Origin of the sequence: Streptococcus oralis (assembly GCF_003943825.1) — a bacterium.
GTDB lineage: Bacteria > Bacillota > Bacilli > Lactobacillales > Streptococcaceae > Streptococcus > Streptococcus oralis_CD.
Window position 1 is genome coordinate 1 of record NZ_RJNJ01000018.1, and the last position, 12,950, is coordinate 12,950.

Genomic DNA, 12,950 nt, shown 5'->3' on the forward strand with positions numbered 1-12,950 from the left:
CTGATTGAGCAGAAAGTTATAGTCCATGACCGTGCTGGTATGACTGCTTCCATCATAGCTCACCAAATCAGAAATCTTGTCCTTGGTCGTGTTCAAGAGCTCAATCTCACTCTTTAGACTATCCCGTGAACTCTTTAAAGCACTATGAAGGTTTGTAAATACCTGACCTGGCAACTTTGTATGAAGATCACCGTCAATCTGGTAGTAACCGTCCTTGTACAGTAGGAGATTGGTTGAGTAGTCATTCATGAGATTGACCAGAGTCTGAAGGAGAGTCCCATGCACCTCTACTAGGTATCTGCGCATACTCGAGATGGCCTGACCTTGGAGNTTTTNATTGTTGATNAAGTCNNTCATGGCCTTGTTNAGGCTNGCNACNGACTCTCCCCAAGCATTTATCGTCTTTTGACTTTCCACCTGAACAGAGGTGATATCATCAAATTTTATATTGTAACTCATAGCACCTCCCTACTGCAAACCAGGAAACATGTTTTGACCCAGGACACTATCTGTCCGATGCATCTCTTTCCCTGTGGCTGCCATCAAGGCGATATCTGTCTCCAGCAAAGTCGTATAGGTCTTCACCAACTGGTGGAGTTCATTGAATTGTTCCTGATACAAGTCCAAGCCTTTCGATGTAGCTGTCGTGTTGAAGCTCGGTTTTCCAACTCCTGCCAAACTAGCCTTAGCCTTGGATAGACTACCGATGTGTGAGTTAAACAGAACCTCGGATAATTGAATCGTTCCATACATGGCCTTACCCCTCCTTCGTATGTAGTAGCTTCTCGATGATATTTCCCAGATTATTCATCTGACTTTGACACCAGCCAATAATGCCGTTTTCTTCATTCTTTTGATTTTCCAACCTAGTGATTTCATCACAGATAGCATCATAGAAGGTATTCATCTCCGTTTGGAAACTCGTGTAGTCACTGGAGAAGGTTTCCCACTGCTTGGTTATCCCCCCAATCCATTTACGTCATTCAATTCGGCTACATTTCCTTTAGGGATATCTGTCTGGTCTATAACCGCAGCAATATTTTCCAACATGAGGTCATTATCCTCATCACTATAGCCCTCTTGAACAACCTTAAAAATATCTTCGTCATTGAAGTAGATAAGGCTATCGCCTACTAGCCCTTCAGGATAGAGGCAAGCCCCGTAGTCAAAGCGATAGATATTCCCTTTGACAGGCGCTGCGATGACCCGTGCAATGATCATCATCTTCTTTGTATTTCCTTTTAATATAATGATACTGCCGAGTGGCAACATAGTCGTTTCTTTCATCGTATCCCTTTCTAAATTTCTAATAATTGAACAAATTCATAACGATCTGGGTAAAGAATGTATCCTTGGTTAGGCTTCAGTGCCGGTTCATTCATGATATAAGGATAGCGAGTATGATCTTGATCGCTAATGCGTACGCCAAGAAAGACTTGTTCTACTAACTGATTAACTAGTTTGACAAAATTATCGTATTGATTGGTTACTAGATCCTGATAAGCTCCAGCAAATACTAAAGTCACTCCATAGCGAGAACCTTCCGTAAGAAGTTCTTTGAAGTCTACTTCGTTCATCCCTGCTGCCATAGCTGTCGCCGCAATATCAGGGATCAGAATTAACCATTTAGGATAGTCCTGACTTGGTGTAGCCACTCGTTTCTTAAAGTCTTCTAATATCGTCTTCATTACATTATCGACTTCTAAAGAAGTATCGAAACGTTGGATACCATCAAAAAGTTGGTTGCTGATACGCTGACTAGGATCTAAGATAAGCGTATTATACTTACCTGACATACGTTCCAAATGATACTCTAATAATTTATAGTAATTCGTTACAAAAGCAGGGCTGTCTGAGGCTATAAGAATAGGTCTCTCGAAACTAAAGGATGCTGGAACAACAGCCTCTCTTTCGAGTCCCAAGATAAAGTCTTGGCTGCTTTCTAAGATTTCTGACAATCCTTCTTTGGTGACCTTTTCTGGCAACATTGGGATACCTGCAGGAAGCGGTCCATCGTATGCCACAGCCATTGCTTCTTGTTCTGCACGAACTTCTTTTATGTAGTCCGTATAGTATTCACTACTGTATGGTAACATCACTTGGAATTGGACGATATCGTCAAATTTAGCTATCGCCCGGCCTTTGATTTCATCGAGTGGAATGTTTGAACGTCCTACTACACCTGACAAGTCACTGTTATCAAATAAGAAGAGAGAAATCTTAGTCTTAAAGTTGGATTGCAACTGTAATCGCATCGCATTGAGACGAGAAAGTGTCACGACTAGATAGATTCCTAGAGAAGCACCATCTCGAGCGATGACATTTAAAGTATCATAAAAGGCATCTACAAATGGGGCATCCATCACACTATCAAAACCATCTATCTCGATGAAAATAGTTGGAAAACTCTCATCTGACAACTGATTGTACTGCGTTAGATTTGTCGCTCTTGCTCGCGAAAGAGCCCGTTTCCGAGTTTTAATCTCTCTATTCAAGAATCGAAGAGATTTCATGATTTTCTCAGTTTCATCCAAGGTGAAATAATCTGCAACATGAGGGAAATCAGAAATAGAGATCAAGCCACTAGTACCAAAGTCATAGAGGTAGAAATGGACCTGTTCTGGTGTCTGCTTACGGATCACGTCCATCGCAAAGTTCTGTAGAAAAGTGGACTTCCCGAATCCTGGACTAGAAACTAATAGAATATGGCCTCTTTGTTCCATATTGAAATAAAGTGGAGATTGTTCCTGTCTTTCAGGATTATCTTGATACCCAACTAAAATAGGTTTTAAGGCCTCTGAACGTCCCCAATAATCCTTGAAGTTAGTCGATTGTGTATCTTTAGCATATATCTTTTCTTCAAGTGGTGGCAACCAAGGACTGGCCACCTGATGAATATGAAGACCGTCAAAGACTTCACGAGCTTTTTCTACAATGGCATCCAATTCTGTGGGAACAGCCTTTGCTTCTTTTCGATTGACTAAACCACTCAAATCTTTATTAATGGCATTGTATTGGCCATTACTTGTAATCTCATACACAGTTGTATTTTTTTGAACATGGTTTCGTCCTTCAGGATTATAATCCGCACCCGACCACGCGCTTTGGAATAACTCATAGATTTCATTGTTTCCGACTTGAAGATAGGCTCTACCTGTCTGGGTGATTTCTGCAGCATCAGGTGTTTTGATTACTTCTCTAGAATCCGCAACATCCTGTACTTTAAGAGCTATTTTAAACTTCGAGTTGGACCAAATTTGATCATTGACAACTCCACTAGGTTTTTGGGTTGCTAAAATTAATTTAACTCCCAATGAACGACCAATACGAGCCGTAGAGACCAATTCATCCATGAAATCAGGTTGATTCGCCTTCAACTCTGCAAACTCATCACTAATGATTAATAGATGTGGTAATGGTTCTTTAACCTTCCCTTCTTTGAAGAGTTTCATGTACTGGTTGATATGATTAACATCATTTTCTGCAAAAATACGCTGACGTTTCTTCAGTTCAGCCTTGATAGATACCAGAGCTCGATTTGCCTGGTTGCCATCCAAGTTTGTAATCGTACCAACGACGTGAGGGAGATCTGCAAAGAGATTAGCCATTCCTCCACCTTTATAGTCAATCAAGAGGAAAGCAACCTCATACGGATGGTAGTTCACAGCTAAAGATAGAATGTAGGACTGAATAAGCTCAGACTTCCCTGATCCCGTAGTACCAGCAATCAATCCATGAGGTCCATGCGCCTTCTCATGAATGTTTAGATAAAGAATATCGTCTCTACCTCGAACTCCTAGAGGAACAGCCATTGTTTGGAAAGTCTCATTGTCCTGCCATCGTTTTAAAAGATCCAGTTCCTCTACCTTATTGACTCCATACATCTCCAGGAAGGTAATGCTATTCGGAATCGAATTACGCAAAGTCTGAACATGATGAATACCCGCGAGATTTCTCGCAAAATTTTCCTTTTCCGATAAACTTACAGGAGGAAGAGGCGTAATTTCTTTATTTGTATAATTGCCATCCTGAAGTAATACGGTACCTTTTTTATCTCCTCGATAGTCAACAACTGTCTTAACGTGTTCTGGTAAACTTTCAAGTACTTCTTCTACGAAAACGTAATGAATCCCTAAATGGGATAAATCTTCATTGATGTACTCCATAATGTTGTGATCCAACATCAGGCTTAAATCTGTAATAAAGAGAATATAATGAGGGCTATATTGCTTTTCCTTTCCTTTGTCCTGCTCACTATCTAATTTTCTGTCTTTAATAATTTGATAGAGTGACGTCAATAGTTGATCTCGAGTACGTTGATTGTAAACAAAACCACGGCTATTTAGTGCTTTAATTTTCGTATGAGGTAACCAACGACTCCAATCCCACAACTCCAACTCTTCCTCTCGAAAAATTGGAATAAACTGTAAATCATGATAACTTTGGAAAGTCGCTAATTGCATCATCATCTGTTGAACTTGTTCAATCACTATTTGTCGTGTTCCGATATAACCCATAGGATTTGTTAATGTATGAGTAATTGGTACCTGTTTAGTCACACGATAGTAAGAAAGTAGTTCTTGAATTTTTTGATTAGCAGCCGCATTGTATTTTGTCAACTCAGAATCTGAATACTCAATAGAGAAACTAGAATTAACTTCCCCCAATCCTAAGCGATAAGACAAGAAATCGAAGTGATAGAGCGTTTTCTCATAAATTCGTCGATCTATTTTTTCTACCATTTCCAAAATACGAACTGTATCAGGAAAATGATAAACCAGAGCCTCAACTTGTTCGTCACGTAAGTCAGCTAACTGAGAATATTTGGTTTCCAAATATTCCATATAATCAACAATTTTCTGTTCTTGAAGTTCCTTATGTGATTTTTTATCAGAAAAATAAGTATGAATGGAAGTCCCAATAGTAATGACAGACATCCCCATCATCATAAACATCATTCCACCACTACGTGTAAAGTAAACGGTCAGTATCGTAAAGACAATCATCGCCAAAGGGGTAATAATCAATCTCAGTAACGATTGTTTGTGACCTTCATCATCTGTTGGTGCCGAAGCAATCGTTACTTTATCCTCAGGTTCTCTTAGAATAATCCGTGGAGAGCGATGAAATTCTTTTGAACGGTCTTCGACCATTACTTCAGAAAAAGGCAGTAAGCTTGTCTCAATAGAAAATAGTGAATGAATCGATAAGATTTGTTTTTGAACGGATAAACCTAGACCTTGTTCAAAAACAATTTGATCCATATCTTGAATGTTTTGCTTTCCTGTTTTTCTTTCACCGTTAATGTAAAATGGACTAACACTGTAAATCGTCTTATTTGTCCCATCAAAGGTCAAAATGATTTCTATAGGAAAATCAACTAAGCGAATAGACGCTTCTTTCTTATCTGATAAATAAAGTATTTTCTCAGGAAGAAGGTAATGCTCTGTATTTTCAATAATCAATAAGGAAACATTTATACTTTCAGCTATAGAAACCAAATGATACCCATAAGAATAAGTCTCCCCGAGTAGTTCAACTTCATTTTCCTTGACTTCCAGCACCACATTCTCAAAAATAGGAAGATAGATATTAGAATCTACAAAAGACCCCATTTGATAGGTTTTTCCTGCATAGAGTGGATAAACATTGCCTTCAAAAAATAAATAATTCATAGACCACTCCTATCTTGACTCTGCTGAAGTTGAAGTTGAAGTTGAAGCTGAAGTTGATGTCGAAGTTGATGTCGAAGTCGTATTCGACTTGTTCGTCTCAGGTGTTAGGTAGTTTTTCTTCAACTCTTCCAATTTACTCTTATAATTATTTAGTTGCTCCGTACGTTGTTCTGATGTGAGGTTAGGATTTCTCTGAACTTCATCAACCTTTTTAGTCAGACCGTACATTAATAATTGTGGATCATCTAAGTAACTCGCAATATCTATAGCTTCATCAATTTTCGACTGGCCAATTAAGACCCAGTAACGAAGATAGTCTGTACTTGATTGAGTTGATATTTTGGATAGTTCTGTCTTTTGCGCTTCAGTTAAAGGTTCTGTTTTAATGACCGAAAAAGCTACCATATAAGCATCATCTTGACTAAGTGATTTAGAGTCTGTATTTTTAACAGTAGATACAACCGATGAATAATCTTGGTGTACAAAAGCCAAACGTAAATCCGAAATCATTTGTTGATTAGGCATAGCGAACAATGCAAAGTAAAGCACTCCAACAATTGACAGCACTCCAATAAGTGATGCAATAATAGTAGTCCACTTCAATCGCGAAACAAGTTTGTTAGGAACACGTGAAAATTTTTCTTTATTTTGTTCCTGTTCTTCTAGGTATTTTTCTAGTAGTAAGGCTAAGATTGCATCCAAATCTTCAGCCTTCATGATGGTCTCACAAAACAGTTTTCCCTTATAGAATGGCGACTGCCCCTCCACTAATTTTTCATAACTTACCTTTTTATCTAGTAGAGATACTATCATGGCTTTAAAGTTAACTGTAAACGCTTCTAGGTTTAATGCATCATAGGGAGGCACTTGCCCTTTAACACCACGAAAAATGAATAGGGGATTCCCATTTCGTGAAAATACTAGATTACTAGGTGATAACTCATAAGTATAAATTGAATCCTTCAGCAAGTTAAATAATTGACCAACATTGATCAGATGACGTAACTTTTCTTCATCAATCATCGTAGTCAGCTTATCCCAAGAATAATATTCATCTGTCAAAAGACTTTCAATCGTTAATTTACCTTCTTCCTCAATGACATTTTGATTCACAAAATAAGGTTGTGTTGCTGTTAATAGAGCATAAGCTATTTCTCGATTTCCCTTGATATCTCCAACTACTAATTCCATTTTTTGAACGTCCATACCTGACTCCCTTACTATATTCTTTCCAATTTTAATAAAACTCCGTCTTTCACTAATGCTAGACTGCTCGTACTAGCAAGAATTTCTCCAGACTGTTGATTTCTTACACTTGGATTCATTACCTTAACCCCTATACCATAAGTATCTGAGACGATTTGTAGTAATTCTTTAATCGTTAACTCAGTAGGAACTCTTAAATCTAATATTTTAGATAAAAAAGGCGAACAATCCAGACTAATATTAATGTACTCTTCCATAGAACCCTCCTAAATCTATTGTGTTATGCCTATTATATCACGCAGAACATGAATATTGAAGAACTTTTTGTTTATAAAAAGGGAGATACATTTGTATCTCCCTCTATGTATTTTTCTATCGATTTTATTGTTTAGCTGTATGTAACTTTTTATAAAAGAGCGAGTAAATTGTGACAATCATCCCTAGTATAAACAATAAAATTGCAGTCCAAGAAACAGGAGACTTTACGTTATTAAGTGAAACAGTCTTTTTATCACTGTGATTGATTTGAATCTGACTGGTAAATAAAGCAGACTGATACTCATTAACGATATTCTCTGTTTCCACTTTAGTGATAAATAAGTTTGTTTTAACTAATTGATACTTTTCTTTATCCAATTTTTTAGTTGCATCAATCAATTTATATGTCTCAGGATGAAATAACTTTGTCAAATTACTCTCCTGTTCAAAGTACTGAATCTCCGTTTTCTTGGTATTTTTATCTAAAGAAGTATCTATTTGCAAAGATCCATCATTTGCAAAGACAACACTTCCTCTTGTAAAAACTAAAAACAATAGAAAGATAAAGACAATGGTTTTTTTCATATTACTTGCTATCCTTAACTTGGCGATACAAGAAAGTATTTCCAAGTCCCAAAGCAATTGTGAGAACAACAATTACCATTACTGACTGAACAACTCCATTTTGCTGATTAATGAATAACTTCACTGCACCTTCAAGATATGTCAATGGAGAAAGAGCTGTTAAAATAGGAGCCGAATTCACATAATATTCATCAAACAATTGAGTTGCTGAAATGATATAAAGCAGTAGTAGACTTATACTTATCAAAAATCCAAGACTTTTTAGTTTATCCATAAGGATATTCAGACCATATGTCATCATTAGACTTACCAAGACAAGAAGTACTACAAACCAACTCAACTGACTTACAGAGAAAGCAAGTTTAACTCCAGAAACAATCGCAATGATAGAACCTGCTGCTACTGAAATCACACTTAGGAAGAACATTGGTCCAGAAGAATTTCTCCATGACAAACGATCCTTCAAACTGATTAATCTTTGCAATTCTTCTTTATCTGCATGTTGGAAAAGATAAGCAACAACCAAGCTAACAAGATAGCTGATTAAGATAATCAGAAGTCCTGACCTTTCGTCTTGACGATTAGTCTGTGACGGTGAATTGGTCGCAGCTGATACGACATTCCCAATTTTCGAAGCATCAACAGGGTTCGACAAATATTCATAGACAGCTTCATTTTTGGTGTTACCCGTTTTAGTATTGCTCAAAACAGTAGAAAAGTTTTTAAGGAATTCTTCGTTTGAACCATATTCACTAGACATGATTTTCTTCAACTCAGAAACGCGTTCAGTTAATGATTTCCCGTCTTTTTCCAATGTATTAACATCATTTGTCAACTGAGTCATAGTAGCTTCAATTGTCTCAGAAACAGCTTGGTTTGCTTTTGTATTGTCCATCAAGGTTTTACTAGCTGACATCAGTGTACCTAGGTCCCTGTTCATATCCATACTAACTGTAACCATATTAGTATTATCTACTTTTTCTGTTTCAACAAAACTAGGTTTACTTTCAATCGTTTTATCCACTAATTTGGTTTGTTCAATTAACTGACTTAACTGGGTCATTAAATCTTTGGTTGTTTCTCTCAGCTGATCAATATTAGATGTTAATTTCTCAGCATTAGCCAATCGAGACTGAATATCCGTCAATTTTTTATCCGAAATCTTCAAATCTGATTTTAAAGCTTCTACTGTGGTCGCTTTGATTAGATTGGTCACAATAGTCTTGAGGTCATCATTATTTGCTAAGGCAGCAAGAGAACCTTCTGCCGGAACAAACGTAGTGTCTGTGTACGTATTTTTAGATAAATCTAAGCCGTAATACGCAGTAACTAGTCCTGATAACTGTAGATACGCCTCAACATCTTTATAAACTGCTTGAGTTAGCTTGGTAGGATTGTACTTCCAGTTAGAAATAATGTCTTGCATCTCATAATGACGATTCAAAACTTTCTTTTCTGTTTGATTTATCTTTGTAATCGTGATGGTCTTGGTGACTGTAACAATTTCTGTTGGTTTCTTCCCATCAGACGTAGAGGAGCTTGACGTTACAGAAGTAGCTGGACTAACAGGCGTATTATTCTCTGTTCTCCCTTTTTCTAGATCAGGGGCATCTTCCTTTATAACTTTTACATCTTCTGTCGTATCTAATTGATACTTAACAAAGACAGGCGACAAGACACTGATATCATTTTCATTCTTGATTCCTAGTGTGTATGAAATAGTCATACCTGGAGATGCTTCACTAGGGATGGATACCTGATAGCTATCTCCTCCAAGATCAGAAAATCCATAGTTTGATTCTTTAAGATAGTATCCATTTGGTACTGTTAAGGTTAATTTTGAAATTTTTCCTTCAAACGAAGGCAATTTTAGCTCACGTTTTGTTGTGCTCTTAGATTTAATATCATTCTTTAACTGAGAAAATTCTTCATTTTCAAGTGTTGTAGCTTGCAAAGTTGGCAAATCTTTCCCTGCCTTCTTACTATACCACCGTATAAAACTACTAATATTTTTCAAATGTTGTTTATCAGTATCTGACAAAGAAAGATTATCTATAGCTGCATCATCGTAGTATACACCTGGCCATTTACTAGTAATTTGATTTTGCATACTAGTATTTAACGACTGGATATAACTTCCAAGAGTTTTATTTGCTCCATCTACCACTGAGGAGTTTTTAGCCAAGGAAGACTCTACTGCTTCTCTAATCTTTTTATCATAATTTGATAAGGTATCATCAATTTCCTTGTTATTATTCTTCAAGCTTTCAAGAAGTTTTGTGATATCTTGATTATAGGAAGAAGCCGTATTAGTGGTTTCTTTCCAAATAGCTGGCTCTGATAACTTCTCAGTAACTTGAGTGTTTATAGCAGTTAATTGATCTAATTGTGCCTTAACTGATAATTTAGAAAAGTCTTTATCATAGTTGGACAAAGCCTGTTCTCTTTTATTCAAGGAATTATCCCATTTTTTTTGTTGCTCATCTATTTCTTTTATTGGTCCCTCATATGTCTTGTCAACAGAAATAATGGATTTAAAGGCATCATTTGTATTTAACAGGGTTTTGTTAAATGATGAATACGATGATAAGAGATTATTCGGTGATGAACCTAAACCATTAAATTGTTGACTATATTGAGCAAGAGGATCCACCAACTTATTATTAAAGGACGTTAGTGACTCATGTTCGTTTGTAACCACATCAGCAACTTGGCCTTGTGCTGTTTTCAAATTCCCAATAATACTAGTGAAATAAATATTAATCAAGTCCTTATTAAAAAGCTCTTTGAAAGCTACTACTGCTTGTTCAGCCTGTTTAACAGTCAGTTGATCACTTGATTGAATTTGATATTGAAACTTCGCCTGAACAGGGGAAGTTGATTCGATCGCTAAAGCTTCTTCTGAAAATTTACTTGGCAAGATTATCATCAACTGATAAGTCTCATTTTTTAGACCGTTTTCAGCGATTGACCGAGAAACAACTTCTACTTTGTAATTATTTTTAGCTATGAACGAGTTTACTAAAGTATTCGCAATGTTAATCGGTTGTCCATTATATACCTTACCTGTATCTTCATTAACAACAGCCACTTTAATAGGGGCTTGTTGCACCGAGGAATCTGAGTTCGTTCGGCTGATAGGTGTTGGTTTTACAACTGCAAAGAAGGATACTATCATTGTAACTAATAACAGTGCTATCCCTAAGCTAAATAAAACTTTCTTGTTCACATGATCTCCTTAAATAAATGTAGTAAAAAAGTTGAGGAGAAATCCTCAACTTTATCCTTAACTATTTTGAATGCCAAAGTTCTTAGATAAAGCTTGGTCATTTTGTTTCATTGCTTCAGCAGTCTTATCAAGTTGTGTATTGATTTGTTGCATCAAATCCGCAAAATTTACAACCTTCGGTTTCAATTCAAGGAATTGTCTCTCGAAACCTTGGAAGGCAGCACCTTCCCACTCTGTACGAAGAGTGTCTTGTAGGCGTTGAAGATTGTTCAAGATAACTCTGATATCATTAGCAGCTTTTCCATATTCACGCGCACGTGATTGAAGGGTTTCTGTGGATACACGAATTTGGTCTGACATATTCTTACTCCTATGTTCTTTTTTTTTATCTTATTTTAACATTATTCAAATGCTAACGCAAGTATTACATCAAATAATTTAAAAAAATAATATTTTAGCAATAATTAGTTTGATGATATAAAGTATCAAAAAATCAACGTCCTACTCAATACGTATGAAACGAAAAATCATACTAATCAATGCAGAAGTCTATTCCCTCCATTTATTTTTCAGATAGTAAGCTCTGGACCTTCTCAGAAATCTTGACCAGATCCTCCACCCGTTTGGCAAATCCAGTCGAAGTTGTTCCAGTACTATAGCTCCCTGCTTGAGGACCTCAGCCATGCTGTGGGTGTCCGTGTTAAGAATAACTGTGTTAACGTAAAGAAAAAGGAGACTACCTGTTTGATAAAAACTGGGTAGAAACCCAGTTTTCTTAGTTTTCTTGGACTAGAAGGTCATATGGAAAGTACTCTAGGTCTTTCAAGCGTTCGTCGTAGATTCCTTTGATCTTGCAGGTTGCAGCGGTGTCAAAACTCCAGTAGCCTACATAAGTATCTTTGGTATGGTTGTTATACCATGGAGCATCCGAGTGGCTATAGTACCAGAAACCCTGCGCCTTGGCTACACTCTCATAAGTGTCCTCAATCATATTTTGATACTCTAAAATCGAATGGAAAGGAACTATCTTGTCATGGAATAGATAAACCATGTAGTATTCAATCAAGCCATCTGTGTGGTCCATCTGCTCATAAATAGCCTTCAAATCATCCAGAAACTCTTCCTTACGCTCACTATAAAGAACTCCTAAGGCAAATATATCAACCGCCAAGTCAAAAGGAACTCCTTCCGAAGCGACCTCTTTTAAGTTGGAGAGGATCCCTTGGTAATATGGAAAGAGCTCCTGAACATCCTTCCCTAGAGAGTAGCCAACTCTTAATAAATCTTCATAATTAATAACTCTAAATCGGAAATGATTCGAAAGACTTTCTGGTTTTACCTTATCAAAACGTTCCAACTTCTTGCGCAAACTTTCAGAATACCATTCAAATGCTTCTTGGAAGTACTCTTTTGTTTGAATTTTATCTCTTAACATGTATTCACTCCAATTTTCAACCTACTCTCCCTGCACCAACAAGTCATATGGGAAGTACTCTAAGTCTTTCAAGCGTTCGTCGTAGATTCCTTTGATTTTGCAGGTTGCGGCGGTGTCAAAACTCCAGTAGCCCTTATAGGTATCTTTTGTATGATTGTTATACCATGGGGCATCTGAGTGGCTATAGTACCAGAAACCCTGTGCCTTGGCTACACTCTCATAAGTGTCCTCTATCATATTTTGATACTCTAGAATCGAATGGAAAGGAACTACCTTATCATGGAATAGATAAACCATGTAGTATTCAATCAAACCATCTGTGTGGTCCATCTGCTCATAAATAGCCTTCAAATCATCCAAAAACTCTTCCTTACGATCACTATAAAGAACTCCCAGGGCAAAGACATCAACTGCACGATAAAAGGGAACTCCCTCTGAAGCAATAACTTTGAGATGAGACAGAACACCTCGATAATAGGGGAAAATCTCCTCTTTCGAAGCCCCTATAGAATAGGAAAGTTTCACTAGTTCTTCATTATCCAAAACCAAATCTTGATAATGG

At 37.0% G+C, this 12,950-nt stretch carries 11 protein-coding genes; all 11 read right to left on the reverse strand.

The genetic code is table 11. The features are described 5' to 3' along the window. On the reverse strand, positions 1-459 hold a 459-nt coding region (locus D8863_RS10135), incomplete at its 3' end, for a T7SS effector LXG polymorphic toxin (protein WP_221763086.1). A 9-nt stretch (positions 460-468) separates the two neighbouring features. Beyond that, the gene (locus tag D8863_RS10140) at positions 469-753 is read right to left on the reverse strand and encodes a TIGR04197 family type VII secretion effector (protein ID WP_125441831.1); all 285 of its coding nucleotides are present in this window, start codon (positions 751-753) and stop codon (positions 469-471) included. Between the two features lie 204 nt (positions 754-957). Further along, the gene (locus tag D8863_RS10150) at positions 958-1,287 is read right to left on the reverse strand and encodes a DUF4176 domain-containing protein (RefSeq protein WP_125441832.1); all 330 of its coding nucleotides are present in this window, start codon (positions 1,285-1,287) and stop codon (positions 958-960) included. Between the two features lie 11 nt (positions 1,288-1,298). Then, positions 1,299-5,675 (reverse strand): type VII secretion protein EssC, encoded by a 4,377-nt coding sequence (gene essC / locus D8863_RS10155; RefSeq protein WP_125441833.1) that lies wholly within the window; start codon positions 5,673-5,675, stop codon positions 1,299-1,301. Positions 5,676-5,684: 9 nt separating this feature from the next. Beyond that, positions 5,685-6,881, reverse strand: a complete 1,197-nt coding sequence (essB, locus tag D8863_RS10160) for a type VII secretion protein EssB (RefSeq protein WP_125389490.1) — start codon at positions 6,879-6,881, stop codon at positions 5,685-5,687. A 14-nt stretch (positions 6,882-6,895) separates the two neighbouring features. Continuing rightward, positions 6,896-7,138, reverse strand: coding sequence for a type VII secretion protein (locus tag D8863_RS10165; protein WP_044020224.1), 243 nt, complete (start codon positions 7,136-7,138; stop codon positions 6,896-6,898). A 124-nt stretch (positions 7,139-7,262) separates the two neighbouring features. Continuing rightward, a complete protein-coding gene (essA, locus tag D8863_RS10170; RefSeq protein WP_125441834.1) occupies positions 7,263-7,724 on the reverse strand; it encodes a type VII secretion protein EssA in 462 nt (153 codons plus the stop codon). 1 nt (position 7,725) lies between these two features. Beyond that, positions 7,726-10,953 (reverse strand): type VII secretion protein EsaA, encoded by a 3,228-nt coding sequence (esaA, locus tag D8863_RS10175; protein ID WP_125441835.1) that lies wholly within the window; start codon positions 10,951-10,953, stop codon positions 7,726-7,728. 57 nt (positions 10,954-11,010) lie between these two features. Beyond that, positions 11,011-11,313, reverse strand: coding sequence for a WXG100 family type VII secretion target (locus tag D8863_RS10180; RefSeq protein WP_042769153.1), 303 nt, complete (start codon positions 11,311-11,313; stop codon positions 11,011-11,013). A gap of 415 nt (positions 11,314-11,728) precedes the next feature. After that, positions 11,729-12,388, reverse strand: a complete 660-nt coding sequence (locus tag D8863_RS10185) for a PoNe immunity protein domain-containing protein (RefSeq protein WP_125441836.1) — start codon at positions 12,386-12,388, stop codon at positions 11,729-11,731. A 21-nt stretch (positions 12,389-12,409) separates the two neighbouring features. Further along, positions 12,410-12,950: PoNe immunity protein domain-containing protein (locus tag D8863_RS11305; protein WP_260469785.1), on the reverse strand; the 541-nt coding region annotated here is incomplete at its 5' end.